General features: G+C 60.8%; 14 protein-coding genes, 1 tRNA gene and 1 pseudogene. 7 read left to right on the top strand and 9 right to left on the bottom strand.

Annotated elements, in window-relative coordinates:
• Positions 1-57 precede the first annotated feature (57 nt).
• Positions 58-1,647, top strand: coding sequence for a tetratricopeptide repeat-containing sulfotransferase family protein (locus RPF88_RS12000; RefSeq protein WP_245265431.1), 1,590 nt, complete (start codon positions 58-60; stop codon positions 1,645-1,647).
• Between the two features lie 33 nt (positions 1,648-1,680).
• On the opposite strand, the gene RPF88_RS11995 is transcribed toward RPF88_RS12000, so the two are convergent.
• Positions 1,681-2,739, bottom strand: a complete 1,059-nt coding sequence (locus tag RPF88_RS11995; RefSeq protein WP_337123873.1) for a D-TA family PLP-dependent enzyme — start codon at positions 2,737-2,739, stop codon at positions 1,681-1,683.
• Positions 2,740-2,930: 191 nt separating this feature from the next.
• Between RPF88_RS11995 and RPF88_RS11990 the strand changes: the two genes are divergently transcribed.
• Positions 2,931-3,617: a D-lyxose/D-mannose family sugar isomerase gene (locus tag RPF88_RS11990; protein WP_224620259.1), complete on the top strand. Its 687-nt coding sequence runs from the start codon at positions 2,931-2,933 to the stop codon at positions 3,615-3,617.
• 86 nt (positions 3,618-3,703) lie between these two features.
• Here RPF88_RS11990 and RPF88_RS11985 read toward each other — a convergent pair whose 3' ends face one another.
• The 7 genes and pseudogenes from RPF88_RS11985 to RPF88_RS11960 all read right to left on the bottom strand — a co-directional run bounded on the left by RPF88_RS11985 (position 3,704) and on the right by RPF88_RS11960 (position 11,780).
• Positions 3,704-4,708, bottom strand: coding sequence for a L,D-transpeptidase family protein (locus RPF88_RS11985; protein ID WP_442921299.1), 1,005 nt, complete (start codon positions 4,706-4,708; stop codon positions 3,704-3,706).
• Positions 4,709-5,419: 711 nt separating this feature from the next.
• Positions 5,420-7,098 (bottom strand): annotated as a pseudogene (locus RPF88_RS11980) (hypothetical protein).
• Between the two features lie 137 nt (positions 7,099-7,235).
• Positions 7,236-7,868: a hypothetical protein gene (locus RPF88_RS11975; RefSeq protein WP_337122474.1), complete on the bottom strand. Its 633-nt coding sequence runs from the start codon at positions 7,866-7,868 to the stop codon at positions 7,236-7,238.
• Between the two features lie 309 nt (positions 7,869-8,177).
• Positions 8,178-8,987: a HEPN domain-containing protein gene (locus RPF88_RS33400; protein WP_442921298.1), complete on the bottom strand. Its 810-nt coding sequence runs from the start codon at positions 8,985-8,987 to the stop codon at positions 8,178-8,180.
• On the bottom strand, positions 8,971-10,170 hold the full coding sequence (locus RPF88_RS11970) for a DUF262 domain-containing protein (RefSeq protein ID WP_337122473.1): 1,200 nt from the start codon (positions 10,168-10,170) through the stop codon (positions 8,971-8,973). The genes RPF88_RS33400 and RPF88_RS11970 overlap by 17 nt, the downstream gene beginning before the upstream one ends.
• 428 nt (positions 10,171-10,598) lie before the next feature.
• A tRNA-Gln gene (locus RPF88_RS11965) sits at positions 10,599-10,672 on the bottom strand.
• A gap of 175 nt (positions 10,673-10,847) precedes the next feature.
• Entirely contained in the window at positions 10,848-11,780 is a 933-nt protein-coding gene (locus tag RPF88_RS11960; RefSeq protein WP_337122472.1) for a lysylphosphatidylglycerol synthase domain-containing protein, read from the bottom strand.
• 316 nt (positions 11,781-12,096) lie between these two features.
• Here RPF88_RS11960 and RPF88_RS11955 point away from each other — a divergent pair, with 316 nt between their 5' ends.
• Entirely contained in the window at positions 12,097-13,455 is a 1,359-nt protein-coding gene (locus RPF88_RS11955) for a Ppx/GppA phosphatase family protein (RefSeq protein ID WP_337122471.1), read from the top strand.
• Positions 13,456-13,683: 228 nt separating this feature from the next.
• On the top strand, positions 13,684-14,427 hold the full coding sequence (locus tag RPF88_RS11950; RefSeq protein ID WP_013532288.1) for an RlmE family RNA methyltransferase: 744 nt from the start codon (positions 13,684-13,686) through the stop codon (positions 14,425-14,427).
• Positions 14,428-14,531: 104 nt separating this feature from the next.
• Here the strand turns inward: RPF88_RS11950 and RPF88_RS11945 are convergent, their stop codons facing one another.
• Positions 14,532-15,950, bottom strand: a complete 1,419-nt coding sequence (locus tag RPF88_RS11945) for an MFS transporter (protein WP_337122470.1) — start codon at positions 15,948-15,950, stop codon at positions 14,532-14,534.
• A gap of 307 nt (positions 15,951-16,257) precedes the next feature.
• On the opposite strand from RPF88_RS11945, the gene guaB reads away from it, so the two are divergent.
• From guaB to RPF88_RS11930, 3 genes are read left to right on the top strand one after another with little or no spacing between them, the layout of a single operon-like run.
• On the top strand, positions 16,258-17,760 hold the full coding sequence (gene guaB, locus RPF88_RS11940; RefSeq protein ID WP_013532286.1) for an IMP dehydrogenase: 1,503 nt from the start codon (positions 16,258-16,260) through the stop codon (positions 17,758-17,760).
• Positions 17,711-18,334 (top strand): hypothetical protein, encoded by a 624-nt coding sequence (locus RPF88_RS11935; protein WP_082826435.1) that lies wholly within the window; start codon positions 17,711-17,713, stop codon positions 18,332-18,334. Before guaB ends, RPF88_RS11935 begins: the two co-directional genes overlap by 50 nt.
• 37 nt (positions 18,335-18,371) lie before the next feature.
• Entirely contained in the window at positions 18,372-18,791 is a 420-nt protein-coding gene (locus RPF88_RS11930; RefSeq protein ID WP_337122469.1) for an MAPEG family protein, read from the top strand.
• The last annotated feature ends 9 nt before the right edge of the window (positions 18,792-18,800 follow it).

Raw genomic sequence — 18,800 nt, 5'->3', positions numbered from 1 at the left:
ACCGGGATTTGACGGATGCCGCTCTTGCCACGCCGGCAGCCCTTGGGTCTGCCGGCAATGATCCCAGCCTCTCTTCCGACCGCCGGTGAACCGGCGGAAAAGACATTGCAGCGCGGCATCGACCTGCAACGGCGCAAGCGTTTTCGCGAGGCCGAGTTTTGCTACCAGACGGTGCTTCGCACGCAGCCCAAAAATGCCATGGCGCTGAACCTGATGGGCACTCTGGCCATCGAGGCCGAGCATTATGACGCCGCCATTGCCTATATGGAAAAGGCGGTCAAGCTCGAACCGGACAATGCCATCTTCCGCAACAATCTCGGCAACGCCTACAATGTCACCCGCGACATCGAGCGCGCCCGTAAACATCTAAAGAAAGCGATCGCGCTTGACGGCCGGCTCATCGAAGCTTTGTGCAATCTCGGCCGGTCCTACCGTAGCCAGCTCGAGGGTGACATCGCCGAAGGTTTCTATCGCCGGGCGCTGGCGGTAGACAGCCAATCGCTGACAGCCCTTGCCGGTATGGGCGATCTGCTCACCGACATAGGCCGGCAGACCGAGGCGGTCGAATGTTTTGGCCGCGCGCTTGCCATCGACCCGAGCCATGTCGAGGCGCTGGCCGGAATGGCGCTGGCGCGCCGGGCGGTCAAGGACGATCCAGCGTTGCCTTTAATACGGGCTCGCCTGGAATTGCCCATGACAACCGATCGCGAGCGGGTGGTGCTGCACCACGCCGCCGGCAAGATCCTCAACGATCAGCGCGAGTATCGCCTGGCCATCCGCCATTTCGCGCAGGCCAAGGCAATTTCCGGCAATGATTTCGACATTGACCGGCACACCCAGCTTTACGACAGCTTCATCGGCACTTTCGATGCCGACTTCTTCGCGGCGCGGCCGAAAATGGGAAATCCGTCGAGACGCCCGGTCTTCATCGTCGGCATGCCGCGGTCGGGAACAACGCTGACCGAGCAGATATGCGCCAGTCATCGCGATATCTATGGCGCGGGCGAACTGTCGACCATTCGCTCGTTGGCCGGTGAACTCGGGTTCGACAAACTCGATCCTTCTGTCTTCACCAAGGCCATGGCGGCACTCACTCCGGCCAAGGCGAAAGAGCTTGGCTCGAAATATCTTGACGATCTCAGCAAGCGCAACAGCAAGGCGCGGCTGGTCGTCGACAAGATGCCGCATAATTTTGAGATGCTGGCCTTCATCAGCCTCATCTTGCCAAATGCCCGCATCATCCATTGCCGGCGCGACCCGATGGACAATTGCACGTCCTGCTTCATGCATAATTTTTCCGAAGCACATGGCTACAATGCCGATCTGACCAAGCTCGGGCAGTATTACCGGCAGTATGATCGCTTGATGCGCCATTGGGCCAAGGTCATTCCACTTGATATCCTCGACATGCCCTATGAAGAAACGGTGTCCGATTTCGAAAACCGCGCCCGTGGATTGATCGGGTTCCTCGGGATCGAATGGGATGATGCCTGCCTCCGTTTCCATGAAACCGAGCGCACGGTGCGGACGCCGAGCCGCTGGCAGGTGCGCCAGCCGATCTATTCATCATCGGTCGAGCGCTGGAAACTGTATGGCGACGCCCTCGATCCATTGAAAGCCGCGCTGGGTCCAGTTCTTCAACGCTGAGTGTATCTGGCGTTCAGTTCGGGCGCGTCGGTCTCACCCTATCCTTCCGCGCGCCGCCACCGGCAGCGTTTCCAGCACTTTGTCGCCGTCGATCAGATTGACCTCGTTGAACAGGTTGGTGACGACGCAGCAATGGTCGGGCACGACACGCACGCGCTCGCCGATGCGCAATTTGCCGTCACCCGAAAGCGTGACGGTGCCGTGCTCCTCGCTCAGGCCCGTCACCCGCGCTCCCGGCACGCCGGGCAACTCGCCGAAATCGGCGAGACCCAGCGTGTCGCTGGACAGCGCCTTGCTGCCGGCATCGAGGATAGCGCGCGTCGCGGTGGGATGGCTGACCACCGTCGACAGCACCGTCAGCGCGCAATCGTCGAGCGTGCCGACGCCTTTGGCGACCTGATAGCGGTCGAGATAGATGTAGGTGCCTGGACGATACTCCGTGACAACAGATGTATCGCTGGAGCGCCACATATCCGGCGTGCCGCCGCTGGAGATGCGTTCGCAGGCGAGGCCCGATGCGGCCAGCGCCTGCTTGGCGTCGGCGAGCCAGGCTTCGGCCTCCGTTGCCTTCCCGGCGGCCGGGTAGGTCATCAGTCCTCCGAAGGCGAGGCCACCGGCTCTGTCGATCTGTCTTGCCAGCGCAACCGCTTCATCGGCCGACTGCACGCCGCAGCGTCCCATGCCGGTGTCGCATTCGACCAGCACCGGTAGACGATGACCGGCATCGGTGAAGGTGGTTGCCAGCCCTTCGAGCGTCTCCATGCTGTCCGCTGTCACCGACAGGGTGACGCGCCCGTGCAGCGCCAGAAGCCGCTCCAGCTTGGCGCGCCCAAGGATGTTGTAGGGAAGAAAAATATCGGCCAGCCCGGCATCGGCCATCACCTCGGCCTCGCCGATCTTCTGGCAGGTGATGCCGACGGCGCCGGCCGCCACCTGCTTCTTCGCCCAATAGGGCAATTTGTGCGTCTTGATGTGCGGCCTGAGCTTCAGCCCATTCTTGTCGGCATGCGCCTGGGCGCGGGCAATATTGGCTTCGGCGCGCGCGGCGTCGATGAGAATCGACGGCGTATCGAGGTCGTGGACGGTCGGCATCATCTTTCACCCCATGAGGAATCCGCGGGTTTTATGGCCCTGAAAATCCGCGATGTCACGCGGCCAGCGAAGCGGAGCTGTGGTTCATGCGCCTAAGCGCAAGACCGGGCAGGGCGGCGAGATGGATCGACACCGCATCGACGTTCGGCTATGCGATTTGCCAGACAAATCGATACGAAGGGATCATGATCATGAAGCGCTCCGCCATCAACGACATCATCCGCGAAGCCGACGCTTTCATCCGCTCGTTCGGCTACATCATGCCGCCCTTCGCCTATTGGTCGCCGCAGGAGGCGAAGGCGCGCCAGGTCGACTCGTCGGCGGTGTTCACCTCGCGGCTCGGCTGGGACATCACCGATTACGGGCAAGAGAAATTCAGGGAACTCGGCCTGTTCCTGTTCACCGTTCGCAATGGCCGCTACGAGGACATGAAGAAGGGCATGGGCATGCTCTATGCCGAGAAGATCATGATCTCGCGCAAGGATCAGCTATCGCCGATGCATCGCCACAACATCAAGGCCGAGGACATCATCAACCGTGGCGGCGGCAAGCTGGTGCTGGAACTGTTCATGCACGACCGCGACGGCGGCATCGATCCCAAGGCCGAGGTTTCGGTGCCGGTCGACGGAACCATCCACAGGCTGCCTGCGGGCGGGCTCCTGAAGCTCGACCCGGGCCAGAGCGTCACGCTGCTGCCCGGCGTCTGGCATGCCTTCTGGGCCGAGAGCAAGGACGTGCTGATCGGTGAGGTCTCGACCGTCAATGACGATCTCACCGACAATGTGTTTCGCGAACCGATCGGGCGTTTTTCCAACATCGACGAAGACGTTGCCCCGATCCATCTGCTGGTGTCCGACTACGAGAAGTGGCTGGGGTAAGGGGCCGCTCCACGCCCTCGGCGACGCCAGTCACACGACCGTGTGACTAGTCGCACGGTCGAAAGTGGGTAGGCCGTAGCGCCTACCTACTGCGATCCTTGTTCGACCGATCCTGCCGCTTCGTCCTTGAAGACGACCTTTGTGCCTTTTTGCACTTCAGAGGCGAGGTCTTCGGCATCCCAGTTGGTCAGCCTGATGCAACCATGCGAGAAGGTCTTTCCGATCTTGCCTGGGTCCGGCGTCCCGTGAATGCCGTAGCTATCGATGGACAAGTCGATCCAGACCGATCCCACCGGATTGTTTGGCCCGGCAGCGATCGTGAAGGGGCGCTTGGTCTTCACCCCCTTGAAGGCAAACTCGGGATCGTAATGATAGGTTGGGTGGTGCACCACGCGTTTGACCTCCGCCTGGCCACTCGGCGCGGGCTTCTCCTGGCTTCCGATCGAGGCGGGGTACGTCGCAAGCACTTTGCCCGAAGGGTCAAGCACCCGAACCTGGCGAGCGCTCTTGTCGACCTCGACGCTCGCGATGTCTTGCGGCGGATCACCTCGGGTGACAGCTGGCACGAGCAGCTTTTGCCCCGCCCTCCTGAAGCCGATGCCGGGATTGAGCCGTTCAAGCAGTTGCTCGCTGATGTGGAAGCGCTCCGCCATCTTTTCCAGGGCATTGTGGTAAGCCAGCCTGGGCAGGCGGGCCATCCTCTCCATGCGTGCCGGAATTCGCCTGGTGAACGGCCCATGCACATCCTTGCGTGTCAAATCGTAGGTCTCAATCGCGGGGCGCGAGGAGGTCGCGACCAGCTTGTCCCATGTCTCGCGGGTGAGCTTGCCGTCGGCAGGCAATCCGTTGGCCGCTTGGAACGCACTGACTGCCCGGGTGAAGTTCTCTGCCTGGCGGCCATCGATCAGGCCTGGCGAGAAGCGTGCACGATCCAGGAGGATTTGCGCCTTCAGCACGGTCGCACTGACGCCTTTCGCTTCGCTGCCGTCAAATTGGGCGTTGTTGACGGCGGCCGCGTCCAGTTTTGCCGCCGCCGTTGCATCGCATGCGATGACGAGCATGGCGACCGCGGCAAGAACGAGCCTGATCATGGAGGTCACACTCCCGTATGGGCACCTGCTTCTATGACGTCGCACGGCCGATCTGGTTCCATTTCCTGCAGTTGCGTCCGACTGCCGAGTGCCGTGCGCGCAGTGAACCCGGACCAGGAGCACCCGGCGGTGGCGCGGGTGCATTGTTGATAAGGGTCCGCCATCATCAAGATGAATGGCGACTCCCGTCAGCGCATGTGTTGGCTTCAGAACCGCAGAGACCGGAGCGACAACGGGCCAACGCCCGATTGAGTCCGTCTCCACAGGCTCGGTGACCGAGGAGAGCCAGGATGCAATTTCCTGCCCAGAAGAACAAAGGACCGGCTCAACCAGCCGAGGATGAGCGCCAGGCACGGCTTGAGAAAACAGCCAGGCTCAAGCAGCTTCGCTCCTATGCTTCCTGGCTTTCGTCTGACCCAAACGCCCAACTTCACGATGAGATAGACTGCTCCGTGCTGATCGAAGGCGTGGGACGACGCAGCATGGAGCCTTGGCTGATCGGCAGGTGACATACCCGGGCGGCGAGGTTTCCACCGCCAACGACGATCTGGTCGACAATTTGTTTGGCTAAAGCAGTTCACCGTTTCACGGAAACGGCGACCCGCTCTAACTCCTTGTTTTGACGCAATTCCGGACGGAAAACCGTTTCACACTTTTCCTGGAATTGCTCTAGCCGATCGGCCGCAACAGTGGCGACAGGCAGACTTCGCGTCAGTGACAGCAGCCTTGCTGCGCGCTCGTCCTGCACAGGCAGGACGAGGTGATCGGTACGTCCGCCTTGGCCAGCGCCGCTGCAAGGCTTGTCTGCAATGTCGGCAATTCATCGGTCTCGCCGCGCCGTTTCAGGCATTCCACAAGCCCGTGCAATGCCCAGACATTGTTCGGATGCTGGGCACAGCGCTGCACCGTGCCGCTCAGGCCCAGATCGTCGCGATAGACCTGTTCTGCTTCCTGCGCGTGACCCTGGTCGAGAAGCAGCGCCGCCAGCGCATGGCGCGGCGGGTGCATCCAGGCCCACGGCTCGGTGTAGGACAGATTGTCGTCAAGCTCGACCGCCTGCCGCAAATGGCCATACGCCTCCTCATACCGGCCCTGGTGGTACGCCAACTCGCCGTCGAGCAGGGCGGCACCGACAGCCAGCGAAGCCTGCGTCGGGTTGCTGAGGAAGCGCCGCTCGGGCGCAATGCCTTTCAGATGCCGATGGAACGCTTCGCGCTCGCGCTCGGCTTCAGCAAATTGCCTGAGAGTCGCATGGGCGACACCCTTGGCGTAGTGCTGCATGGCCGCCGTCAGTACATAGAGGCGCGGCTCCGCGGTCGCCGGTTCGTCGATGATCTCCTGCCAGCGGCCGAAGCGCACCTGCACATGCGATTTCATCGCATGGTAGCCTTCCACCGTCTGCGTGAGCTTGGGCCGGCCGGGGATGGCGACCACGTTGCGCCCGACCAAGCTGCGCACCCTGTCGGCTGCCCACAGTGCAGGCTGGTACTGGCCCAGGAACATGCAGGTGAACATCATCAGATGCAGATCGTGGCAGCAGCCGAGCAAATAGTAGGTCGGCTCATCGGCATAGGCCAGATAGAGGTCGTTGGCGCGCACCGCCTTTTCGCTGGCGCGTTTGGCTTTCTCATACTCGCCGCACAGCACATAGATGTGCCCCGGCATGTGGTTCATGTGCCCGGCATCGGGGCACATCTCGCCGAGCAGATCCGCCGACCGGATGCCGCGCTCCGGCATGGTGGACATTTCCAGGAGATGGATGTGCAGGTGGACGATCGCCGGATGTTGTGCTGCGCCGGCCTCATCGGCAAGCCGGATCGACCGCTCGCAGACGTCGAGCGCCTCGACGACATCGGAATTCGGCGCCGGCGCGCCGGTCTTGAGGTTCCACAGCCGCCGCACCGTGCGCATCATCAGCGCTTCGACCAGCAGTGCCATCACATCATGGTCGTCGGGAAAGTCCCTGTACACAAGCCGCATCGCGGCGGCATAGGCGTCATCCCACCGTTCGAATTCGTCCGGGCTCACCCGGTGTGGCTTCTGAAAGCGGGCGGCCAGCGCCTCGATCAGCCGCTTCTCGATCTTACTGGCGGCAGCCGCATTGGCCCGCGCCAGCTGGACATGCTCGAAGCAGCGCTTGGTCGCGCTGTCGGCTTCGGCCTCGCCATGCTCCTTCCAGGTCAGATTGTAGAAAGGCCCGGCGGCATAGGCGATGCCCCAATGGACCATCGACAGTCCGGATCTGTTTCGAGCGCCTTCTCAAAACACTTGATGCCTTCCTCATGGTTGAAGCCGTAGCACCAGTTGAGGCCGATATCGAACCAACGCTGGGTTTCTGTGGAGCGAGTGGAGATGGAGCGGCGGTAGGTACCGAGGTCGAAGCGGTCCATGTGGTCTCATTTCAATTCTGATTGCCAGCGAGCCAGCTCTGGTCAGACTCCGTCGCCATCAATGTGTGCCGAAACTGGCAGGCATGGCAAACGCAACGAGTGCCATCGCTGCTTGCATTTGGAGACTATCGCCGTTCTTAGCTGGTCTCTTCGGGCACCGTTTCGTCTTGCCAGCCGGCTAGCTCAGGCAGGTCGTCAAGCCAGCTTTTCTCGGTCACCAAAGCATCGCCGGCCTGCGGAGCAGCCTCGGTGGCGTTTTGAATGAGCCAGTCCATCCACTTGCGATAGGCAGCCGGGGCCAACTCGGGCGGCAGCACCTTGGCCTTGGCCAGCATGCGTTTGCGGAAACTCACCTGCCTGCGGAGTTTGGTCGTCGTGAATTTGATGGCCTTGCCCTGGTATTCGACCGTCCAGCGCCCGTCGCCGTGGCTGGTGAGCCTGTCGATGGCGAAGCCGACATCCACCGGCTTATCCCGCCACGGAAGCTCGACGGCATTCCTTCTCAGGTCGAGTGCCCATCGCCTGTAGTCGGTTCCGGCACGCTGGGGCGGCAGCACCCCGGCCTGTTCGAGTATCTTCCTGCGGAAAGTCGGCTGCTTCTTAAGCTGGCCTGTCGTCAGCTCGATGCGATGCCCACGGAATTCGACATGCCAGCGGATCCTGCCGTTGCCGAAATACTTGACCAGTCTGTCGATGACGAACTCGTCGTCGGAGAGCGTCACGCAGCCTTGGCTGATGCGTTCGAGAATGTACTGGCTGTCAGTGAGCATGACGCGGCCTCGTGGAGGAACCTTCACGGAGCTTAGCCAGTAGCGCGTACCGGCGGCCAACAATCTTTTTTGCTCAGGGAATCTCGCCTGCCACAATCAGCCCAAAAGTGATGCGCGAGGTGCGACTGATACGCAAGGCGGCGGCAAGCTCGACGAATGAGTTCATGGGATGAACATCACAGGCGGTGCGCGGTAATATTCTGGCTGGGGAACCTGGATTGATTCAGACTTGCGAACCAAGAAAATGAATATTTTCAATTGCCTATCGGAACTTTCATTGGCAGTGTGGGTGTGCCTTTTGTGGGGTTGTCACGTTTCGTCTGCGCTAGCGCTGGAGGCTCGTAGCAGTCTCTGATCGGAGTTTTTCGCCAATTCGAAGACAAAGCTATTGCAGTCCGCTGCTAGGCATTCCGCTAGTCGCGAGACCACTAGGTAGCTCAGGTCAATCGCCTGCCGAATCCGTTCCGGGCCCCAGCCGCTCGCTTGAGACACTCGATGAACCACGAGGTCTCTTTCGTCGAATATCTCGTTCCATTTTGCAATTAATACAGTCACGCGCGTCTCAATCTTTGACGCACCTGTGAATTGTTCAACAAGGTGGGAGTTTGCCAATTTTTCCCATATCTTCTCCAGTCCTATAGACTTGGACGCGTCGGTGAATTGCTGGGACCGAAAATTTCCTTGGTTGTATGTAATATTCACCTTGTGAAGGTAATATCCTGCCGACCCGTCAAGGCAATTAGAAAGATTCTTAGAGCATTGAGAAGCTAGGTTGTGATCATTGGATTTGCGTGCATTCTTTATTATGTATATCGCGCTATCGATGTTAGACTGCTGGATATTCGCCCGAAGTTTCCTAAAATCACCTATGTTCTCCTCCAGTAATGACAGGTATTCTTGGGAAATCAGCCGTATCGACTCCTCAATCCAAGCTGTGAGGCCGACAATCGTATTATTGAATATCACCACGCGAAGACTGCCGGACGGTCTGCTCGTCTCAGTAAAATCAAGAACCGACCGGAGAGTATCGATGGCTTTCCGAAAGTCGGATACAATGGCTTCAAGGCGACCTGACGATATATCGGGCACCAACGATTCGGCGCTAGGCGGGGATTGCATCGAGGAGGCCGCCGACATGCTTGATGCGCTCTCTGACGGACTCCGCGGTATTAGCTTTTCCCGTAAGTAACTCCAGGTTTTGTGCAAGCGACTGATTAATTGCATCGTGAACCTGCTGCTTCTTATCGATGAATGTTTGAATACGCTGCTCACGCCTAGCGATGGCGACTGTGAACGCGTCAAAAAGCGCGATAGAAATTCTTCGGATACCCTTTTCATCAGGTGGAAGCAGAAATGCTTCATTGCCAAATATTTTGGCGGATGCCTCGATAGTCCGTTCGAAAAGCGACCGGTGTGCCTGCAACTCCTGAGTCGAAGCAGCCATATTGCGCTTCATGCAATTATCCAGCATCGATCTCATTGATCCGATGATATATTTCTCATCTAGAAGGGTAAAAAAGCGCAGGACGATCTGACAGTCGGCCATCTTGCTGTAAAGTGAGTTGTTCTGCCGATCTGGGTTCTCATAATATTCGTTTTCGTCTGTTTCTGTATATTTAGGAATACCAAATATCGTGCAAAAGTTGTCGTTTCTCGCCATTTTAACGATGAGATTATTAAAATCACTACGGTAAATACTATTTCTTAGTTCCTGAGGGTTAAGCTTTTCTCCGCCAGTATTCAGCCGCTCAAAAACGTATCGTCGAACAAGGTACGGATCGTCGGTATCCGATCTAGTTTCTTGAAGAAGTACAATTGCACTGACGCTTGAGCGGTCCAACCCGCGCCGGACTAGCGGTGGAAGCTGTTTGTATCTGCGACCGTTCAAGAAACCTAGTTTTTCCAAACCGTTGAGTGAGAAATCATTCTCAATAAACTCGTGGATTGCATTCAATCGTTGCTGTCCATCCATAACTTCGTAGCGGGCTAGATCACTCTCGAAAAGGTATATCGGTGGTATAGGAATATTTAGTAGCAGAGATTCGATCAGAAGGGATTTTTTCTGGCGAGACCAGCGCAGTCTACGCTGATATTCCGGGCGTAGATTGATTACCTCGCGTCCGTTTATTAATTGACTAATTTGTGGAAGAAAAAAGTTGTTCGATTGGTATACGACGCGAAAGGAAATGTCTGCATACGCTTTCTCAATCTCGTTGTCGGATTTGGGAAGCGAACTCGCAGTTGTTGGAACCGTTTCTTGTTCCGTGAGAATTTCGTCCACATCTTCTTCAAAATCAGGCATAAATTGATCCTCAACGCTTTGAGTGGCACCGTGCAGGGTTATTGGTCGATTTGCAACAGCACAACTGTATGGGAAGCATGGGCGGACACATGGGTTCTAAAATCTATCGGTTTCGCAGTGTTGTCGTATGGCCGGAGGCGAGCCTCGGGATTCCCTCATGGTTCTGAAGATATCCAAGTGTCCCGCCGTCGACCGCCCGCCCGAGCCTCCCCTGCCAATCTTTATGTGGCAGCCAAAAACGCGTCGCTGCGCTGCTGGGCCGCTCTTATCACCCAGGTTCTAAAAGTTGCAGTAGATCTCCTTGCAGCCCATCCGGCTTTCAAGGTGTTCCGGCACAAGTCTACGAAAGAGGAACTGGTTGTCTTCCGACATCGCGCGCCCGTTTGTGCGGGGATAGGCAAATTCGCGCCAATGAAAAAACAAGGTTCTGGCTGGGGAACCTGGATTCGAACCAGGACTAACGGAGTCAGAGTCCGTGGGTCTACCGTTAACCTATTCCCCAGCAGGCGCGGTCATGAACCGTGCGGGCCGAGCGGGCAAGCCGCTGTGAGCGCTGCCTTGTAGCCGCCAGCGGAAAATAGTCAAGCCTGCTCTGTGGTTCAATGGCACGTTTCGTCACGTGATTTCAGACGCCCACTTCAGATGCCGGCGCGCAGCTCCCAGTCCAATCCCGCGTCTCAACCCTCCGTCCGGCTGAACTGCGAACGTTCGAAGAACAGCACCACGCCCAGGCCCAGAATCAGCGGGATGATCAGGTAGAACAGCCGGAACACCAGCAGCGCCGCCAGCACGCCGACCGGATCCATGTCCGACAGGCCAGCGAGAAACACCACCTCGAACACGCCGAGCCCGCCCGGCGCATGCGAGATCTGCGCGATCGAGAAGGAGACGAGGAAGACGCCCAGTATGACGAAGTAGCCGGGATTGTGGGCTGCGGGCAGGGCAAAGAAGATGATCGCGGCGGCGGCCAGCAGTTCGATCGGGCCGATCAGCAACTGCCGCGCGACGATCGGCAGCGCCGGATAGTGGAGCTGAAAACTGGCGACCTTCAGCGGGCGCAGATGCAGCCAGCTGCCGAAGACATAGGCGGCGACGAGCAGCAGCATCGCGATGCCGGCCGCTTCCGACAGGCCATGATGGGCGATGCCGGAAAACCGGTCGAGTATCTCAGGCTCGAACACCAGAACCAGGCCCGAGGCAAAAATCGTCGACAGCACGAAGGTGATCCAGCAAACCGCCACCAGCACGCCGACATCCTGTCCGGTCAGGCCCCTCGTACCGTAGGCGCGGTAGCGGATGACGGCGCCCGAGAACACCGAACCGCCGATGTTGTGCGACAGCGCATAGGTGGTGAAGGAGCACAGCGTGACGAACAGCCACGACACGCGCTTGCCGATGTGCAGGAGCGCGATGTGGTCGTAACCGGCGAGCGAGGCATAGGCGATGATCGAACTCAGCGCGGCAAGAACCCAGCCGCGGGTCGGAATGGCCGTGATACCGTCCCACACATCGTCGAGCGAAACGCCGCGCAATTCGTGCCAGAGCAGCAGCAGCGAGAAGATCACCGCGGCGATGCCGACGACCGGCCAGAAATAGCGTCTCCAGTTCATTGCCTGACTGCCATGCGTTGCGGGTCCGCTTCCTTTTCGTGGCTGGTGGGAGGCCGGTTTTGCCGGATTCTTCCGCTCATTTCAGAAATGCCTCATCGAAGCCGGCTATTCAACCGCGAACCCTTGTCGCAGCGCCGGCCGGCAAGATTTGCCGCAGTGAGCGGCCGCGCTGGAACGGCGGTCAGCGGCCTGCCGGCAAAATTCGGCATGCGGCTCTTGGTGATCGGGCGCGGCGCTGTTAGTCTGGCGGCAACTTAAAACACTGAAGCGCCTGCTGCGTCCATCATAGGTTCGCGCGGCGCCGGAAGGAACGATAGTGGAAGACCACGACACCGGCGCCGGCGCGCCGGAGGTGGGCGTGTCCAGCGCTTCCCGGCGGTCGGCTGACCCGGGGAACGCAAGCTGGCAGCAACGCCGCCCGACGGAGCTCCGCTCCGCAGACGGGCAGGCGGGCGACGCACCCCACAAAGGCAAGCCCAAGAAGCGGCGCAAGCGAAGGCGCGGGCGCAAGGTTTTTGCGCGCGACGAAGCGCGTCCCACGGAGAATCGATCGCCGGCGCCGGGCAAGACCGGTGTCCCGGCGGCGGAGGCCCACAGACCGTCGGAATCGGTGGCCTCGCCCGCCGCTGTAGTGCCACGGCCGGAACAGAGCGCCCGTCGGCCGCCGGTCCAGGAGCTTCCGGTGTTTGCGGCGCTTGACCTTGGCACCAACAATTGCCGGCTGTTGGTCGCCGTGCCGACACGGCATGGCCAGTTCCGCGTCATCGACGCCTTTTCTCGCATCGTCCGGCTGGGCGAGGGGCTCACCGCCAATGGCCGGCTCGGCCAGCCGGCGATGGACCGCGCGGTCGAGGCGCTGAAAATCTGCGGCGACAAATTGCGCAACCGCAAGATCAGAAAAGCCCGGCTGATTGCCACCGAGGCCTGCCGTACGGCCGAAAACGGCGTCGAGTTCATCGACCGCGTCGAACGCGAGGCCGGCTTGAAGCTTGAGATCATCGACCGCCAGACCGAAGCGCGGCTGGCGGTTTCCGGCTGCGGCTCGCTGGTCGAGCGCGATACGCAAGGTGTCGTGCTGTTCGACATCGGCGGCGGTTCGTCGGAAATCGCGCTGATCGATCTCGCCGGCCGCCGTTCGCCAAGGCTCGCCAATCACATCGTGTCGTGGACGTCTTTGCCGGTCGGCGTCGTCTCGCTGGCGGAGCGCTTCGGCGGCCGCACAGTGACGCGCGAGATCTTCGCCGCCATGGTCGATGATGTCGCCGGCCGGCTGGCCAGCTTCGACGGCCGCGACCGGCTGAGCCATCTCAAGGCCAGCCCGAATTTCCATCTGCTGGGCACGTCGGGAACGGTGACGACGCTCGCCGGTGTCCACCTTGAGCTCGAGCGCTACGATCGCCGCCGTGTCGATGGGCTGTGGATGGACCGCGACAGCGTCGATCGCATGGTCGAAAGACTGGTTGGCTGGGATTTCCAGCAGCGCTGCGCCAATCCTTGCATCGGTGCCGATCGCGCCGATCTGGTGCTGGCCGGCTGTGCTATCCTCGAAGCGATCCGCGCGGTATGGCCGTCGGAGCGGCTGCGAGTCGCCGATCGTGGCCTGCGCGAAGGTATTTTGAGCGAACTGATGGCCGATGACGGCGTCTGGCGCAACGATGGGCGTGGCAAAGCGTGAACAGTCGACCCCCACTCCGTCGAGCTTCGCTCGACACCTCTCCCCGATCGACGGGGGAGAGGAAAGGCGTGAACTTATGCAGGCTGGCTCCCTTCCTCTCCCTCCGGAGGGGGGAGAGGTGGCTCGGCGAAGCCGAGACGGAGTGGGGGAAGCCGTTCACGAAACGCGCAGACGTCGAAAAATGAACACAACTCGACGAGCGAGAAAACCCGGACCAGAAATCAGGCAATGACCAAGAAACCGGAAAAACCAGGATCCGCCAGCATTCGCGTGCTGAAGACGCGGATCAAGAAGAAGAGCGGGCTGAAGGAATCGTCGCGCCGTTGGCTGCAGCGCCACATCAACGATCCCTATGTCCAGCGCTCCAAGGCCGACGGCTATCGCTCACGCGCGGCCTATAAGCTGATCGAGATCGACGACAAGCATCATCTGTTGAAACCCGGCATGAAGGTGATCGACCTCGGTGCCGCCCCCGGCGGCTGGTGCCAGGTCGCCGCCGCGCGGACGAAATCGACGGCCGACAAGCCGCATGTCATCGGCATCGATTATCTCGAAATGGACGCCGTGCCCGGCGCACCGGTGCTGCTGATGGATTTCCTCGATCCGCAGGCGCCGCAGAAGCTGGCCGAGGCGCTGGGTGGGGATCCCGATATCGTGCTGTCCGACATGGCGGCACCGACCACCGGCCACAAGCGGACCGACCATATCCGCACCATGCATCTGTGCGAAGTGGCGGCCGATTTCGCGCTCTCCGTCCTGAAACCGGGCGGGCATTTCCTCGCCAAGACCTTCCAGGGCGGCGCCGAAAACGAACTGCTCTCCATGCTCAAGAAGAACTTCCGCTCGGTCCATCACGTCAAGCCGCCGGCGTCGCGGGATGAATCGGTCGAGCTTTATCTCTTGGCCAAGGATTTCAAAGGGCGAGATCTTCCTTCTCCCCTGGGAGAAGGTGTCGCCGAAGGCGACGGATGAGCTCCAGGGAGCGCCAACGTTTCACTCCGCTGGAACACCCCTCATCCGTCTCGGCGCTTTCGCGCCGATCCACCTTCTCCCACAGGGGAGAAGGCAAGAGGAAACTACTTCCCCGCCGTGCTCGTTTCCAGCGTCTTGGGTGTGGTCAGGCGGCCGTGGCCGGAGATGGCGTTGCCGGCATCGGGCGCCAGCCGCATGAACGACAGCGACGCGGCGGCCGAAATCGCCGCGACGACGAAAAACGCGGTGTGGAAATCCGCCAGCGTCAGTGACCGGTCGTGCAGGCTTGTGGACACTTCCAGGATTCCGCCGGCCAGCGCCACGCCGAGCGCGACCGACAACTGCTGGAACACCGCCGTGATCGGTGTCGCCTTGCTGGTGTCTTCAGCCGAAACCTCGGCATAGGCGAGCGCATTGACGCCGGTGAAGAACATCGAGCGGATGAAGCCGCCGACGAGCAGCATGGCCAGCATCAAGAGATAGGGTGTGTCGGGTGTGAACAGGCCGTTGATGGCGATCGAGGCGGCGGCGACCAGAGAACCGACAACCAGGACGCGGCGGAAGCCGGCGACGCGGAAGATCAGCGCGGTGACAAACTTCATCCCGATGGCGCCGATCGCCGAGACGAAGGTGATCATGCCGGACTGGAACGGCGTCAGCCCAAAACCGATCTGGAACATCAGCGGCAGCAGGAACGGCACGGCACCAATGCCGATGCGGAACAGTCCGCCGCCAAGCACCGAGGAGCGGAACACCTGGTTGCGGAACAATTCGAGCGCCAGCAAGGGATTTTTGGCGCGCCGCGCGTGCAGCAGATACAGCGCGCCCGACAGCAGGCCGACCGCTACGGTGATAAGGCCGGTGGCCGGCGGCAAATAGGGCAGGCTCACTACCGACAGGCCGAAAACCACGCCGGATGCCGCCAGCCCGCTTAGCACGAAGCCGAGGAAGTCGAGCGGCGGCGTCTCCATCGATTCGGTCTCCGGCAGGAAACGCGTCGCCAGCCAGATGCCGATCAGGCCGATCGGCACATTGATCAGGAAGATCCAGTGCCAGGTGAAGTAGGTGGTGATGAAGCCGCCGACCGGCGGGCCGACCAACGGCCCGACCAGTGCAGGCACGGTCAGCCAGGACATCGCCGCGACCAGTTCGCTCTTCGGTGTCGCGCGCACCAGCACCAGCCGCCCGACCGGTGTCATCATGGCGCCGCCAATGCCTTGCAGGAAGCGCGAGACCACGAAAGCCGGCAGCGAACCGGACAGCGCACAGGCGATCGAGCCGACGATGAAGACAGCGATCGCGGCGCGAAAGATGTTCTTGGCGCCGAAACGATCGGCCATCCAGCCGCTGATCGGAATGAAGATCGCCAGCGAGACCAGATAGGCGGTCAGCGCCAGCTTGAGCGCGATCGGGCTGGTGTGGATGTCGATGGCGATCGCCGGCAGCGATGTCGCAATGACGGTCGAATCCATGTTTTCCATGAAAAGGGCGACCGCCAGGATGAGCGGAATGGTGCGGTTCAAGGAACGCGTCCAGACTTGAATGTTGCGTTGCCGGTTGCATGTCGGCCTTGAGGCGGGCGGTTATCATGCCTTCGCCGGGATGTCGCATTAATTTGCTGTCACTTTTGTGCGACCGGCAACCACAGCTGGCATCCCTTCGCCGGAAAGTCACCTTTCCGGGAGCGTGAAATCATCCGCTTTTCATCGGTGCTTGGACGTGGTACCAGCCAGCGCCAATCCTGAAAGGGAAGAAACGAGTCGGCGCTGTCCATTCCGGTCCAGCGCTTTTTTGTATTCCCCCACCGTTTTTATGTTCAAGGGACTGGCCATGGCAAAAATCATCGAAACGTCCACCGGCGCATTGGCGCTGACCTTTGACGACGTGCTGCTGCAGCCGGGTCATTCCGAGGTCATGCCTGGCGAAACCGATGTCCGCACCCGCATCGCCGGCGACATCGACCTGAATGTGCCGATCCTGTCGGCGGCGATGGACACCGTCACCGAGGCGCGGCTTGCCATAGCCATGGCCCAGGCCGGCGGCATTGGCGTCATCCACCGCAATTTCTCGCCGGCCGAACAGGCCGAGCAGGTGCGGCAGGTCAAGAAATTCGAATCCGGCATGGTGGTCAATCCCGTCACCATCGGCCCCGACGCGACGCTCGCCGACGCGCTGGGCCTGATGCGCAGCTATTCGATCTCGGGCATTCCGGTGGTCGAGAACGGCGGCAGCGGCGGCCACAAGATCGGCCGGCTGATCGGCATCCTGACCAATCGCGACGTGCGCTTTGCGTCCGATCCGGCGCAGAAGGTCCATGAACTGATGACCCGTGACAACCTGATCACGGTCAAGGAGAACGTCGACCAGGACGAGGCCAAGCGCCTCCTGCACCAGCACAGGATCGAAAAGTTGGTCGTCGTCGACAGGCAAGGCAATTGCGTCGGACTGATCACCGTCAAGGATATCGAGAAGTCGCAGCTCAATCCGCACGCCACCAAGGACGCACAGGGCCGCCTGCGCGCCGCCGCCGCCACCAGCGTCGGCGATGACGGTTTCGAGCGCGCCGAACGCCTCATCGATGCCGGCGTCGACCTTCTGGTGATCGACACCGCGCATGGCCACTCGCAGCGCGTGCTCGACGCCGTCACGCGGGCGAAAAAACTATCCAACTCCGTCCGCATCCTGGCTGGCAATGTCGCCACCGCCGCGGGCACGCAGGCGCTGATCGACGCCGGCGCCGACGCCGTCAAGGTCGGCATCGGCCCGGGTTCCATCTGCACCACCCGCATCGTTGCCGGCGTCGGCGTGCCGCAGCTCTCAGCCATCATGTCGGCGGTCGAGACGGCGCACAAATCCGGCGTCTCGGTGATCGCCGATGGCGGCATCAAATATTCCGGCGATCTGGCCAAGGCGCTCGCCGCAGGCGCCAGTGCGGCCATGATCGGCTCGCTGCTGGCCGGAACCGACGAAAGCCCGGGCGAGGTCTATCTGCACCAGGGCCGCTCCTTCAAGGCCTATCGCGGCATGGGCTCGGTCGGCGCCATGGCCCGCGGCTCCGCCGATCGCTACTTCCAGGCCGAGGTGCGCGACACGCTGAAACTGGTCCCGGAAGGCATCGAAGGGCAGGTTCCCTACAAAGGACCTGTGTCTGGCGTGCTGCACCAGCTTGCGGGCGGCTTGAAAGCCGCTATGGGTTATGTTGGTGGCCGCGATCTTGCCGATTTCCGCGAGCGCGCCACTTTTGTGCGCATATCCAATGCCGGACTTCGTGAAAGCCACGCCCATGACGTCACGATTACCCGCGAAAGCCCGAACTATCCCGGCGGAGCCTGACCAGTACGGGCTCGGGCGGAGCCTGACGGCAACGATCCTGCGGCTGCCGCGCCACGCAGGCGCACTCTGTTTCCTGTCGGCGGTCGTTTTCATCGCCATGACGGCTATGGAATTCCTCTACTTCCGCCAGTTGAGCGGCGGCTTGCCATCACTCGACATGCGTATTTTCGGTTTCACTCCGGACGAAGGCATGGCCTGGCTGACGGCACTCGGCCGGCGCGGCGGCGAGATCATTCTCGTCTGGCACTATCTGACCTTCGATCTGTTGTTCCCGGCGCTGCTGTCAGTGACACTGGTCAGCCTGATCCTGGCCACCGGCCGGCGATTGAAGGCTTTCCGCGTGCAGCCGGTGCAGCTGCAGTCGATCTTCGCGCTGGTCCTGGTGCTGCCCTACACGCTTGCCGACTACGCCCAGAACATCGCGGTAGCGCGGCTTCTGTCCGATTTCCTGTCGGCGAATCCGGACTCGCTGTCTTTGGCTTCGGCGCTCACCGTCACCAAATTCGCGCTTTTCGCCGTCCCGGTGATCGTCATTGCCGCCTTCTGGCTGGCAGGCCAGAAACGCCTGGCCTGATGCCGCGCGCAAAGCTCAGCCGGGTAGGGGAAACTTCGTGAACCAGACCACGATCTTCTGGCCTGTTCTGGCGCATGTGCTGCTGATCTACATCGTCTACTGCATCCTGGGTCGCCGCAGATACGGCGCAATCAGGTCAGGCGAGGCGAAGCCAGCTCAGTTCAAGGTGCGTTCGACCGAGCCGGCCTCCGGCGTCACCGTTGCCGCCAATCTCACCAACCAGTTCGAGCTGCCGGTGCTGTTCTATGTGCTGTGCCTGACGCTGCACCTGACCAACGGCGTCAACTATCTGACCCTGGCGCTGATGTGGATTTTCGTCGCATCGCGCTATTTCCACGCCTGGGTTCACCTGACCAGCAACAATCTGCTGCTGCGCAGCCGCTCGTTCTTCGTCAGTGCGGGGATTCTCCTGCTGGGATGGATCTGGTTCGCGCTGCACCTGCTCGGCATGGTTTGAGCAGGGCAC

The organism is Mesorhizobium sp. ISC11 (assembly GCF_037162595.1).
In the GTDB taxonomy this organism is placed as follows: Bacteria; Pseudomonadota; Alphaproteobacteria; order Rhizobiales; family Rhizobiaceae; genus Mesorhizobium; species Mesorhizobium ciceri.
The sequence above is the reverse complement of the archived record's forward strand: the minus strand, read 5'-3'. Positions and strand labels throughout refer to the sequence as shown.

What these genes read in the sequence shown, in the direction of transcription:
- RPF88_RS11985 (WP_442921299.1), bottom strand. Translation starts at nt 4,708, where the DNA reads ATGATCAGGCTCGTTCTTGCCGCGGTCGCCATGCTCGTCATCGCATGC.
- RPF88_RS11990 (WP_224620259.1), top strand. Translation starts at nt 2,931, where the DNA reads ATGAAGCGCTCCGCCATCAACGACATCATCCGCGAAGCCGACGCTTTC.
- guaB (WP_013532286.1), top strand. Translation starts at nt 16,258, where the DNA reads ATGGCAAAAATCATCGAAACGTCCACCGGCGCATTGGCGCTGACCTTT.
- RPF88_RS33400 (WP_442921298.1), bottom strand. Translation starts at nt 8,987, where the DNA reads ATGCAATCCCCGCCTAGCGCCGAATCGTTGGTGCCCGATATATCGTCA.
- RPF88_RS11960 (WP_337122472.1), bottom strand. Translation starts at nt 11,780, where the DNA reads ATGAACTGGAGACGCTATTTCTGGCCGGTCGTCGGCATCGCCGCGGTG.
- RPF88_RS11935 (WP_082826435.1), top strand. Translation starts at nt 17,711, where the DNA reads ATGACGTCACGATTACCCGCGAAAGCCCGAACTATCCCGGCGGAGCCT.
- RPF88_RS11995 (WP_337123873.1), bottom strand. Translation starts at nt 2,739, where the DNA reads ATGCCGACCGTCCACGACCTCGATACGCCGTCGATTCTCATCGACGCC.
- RPF88_RS12000 (WP_245265431.1), top strand. Translation starts at nt 58, where the DNA reads ATGATCCCAGCCTCTCTTCCGACCGCCGGTGAACCGGCGGAAAAGACA.
- RPF88_RS11950 (WP_013532288.1), top strand. Translation starts at nt 13,684, where the DNA reads ATGACCAAGAAACCGGAAAAACCAGGATCCGCCAGCATTCGCGTGCTG.
- RPF88_RS11975 (WP_337122474.1), bottom strand. Translation starts at nt 7,868, where the DNA reads ATGCTCACTGACAGCCAGTACATTCTCGAACGCATCAGCCAAGGCTGC.
- RPF88_RS11970 (WP_337122473.1), bottom strand. Translation starts at nt 10,170, where the DNA reads ATGCCTGATTTTGAAGAAGATGTGGACGAAATTCTCACGGAACAAGAA.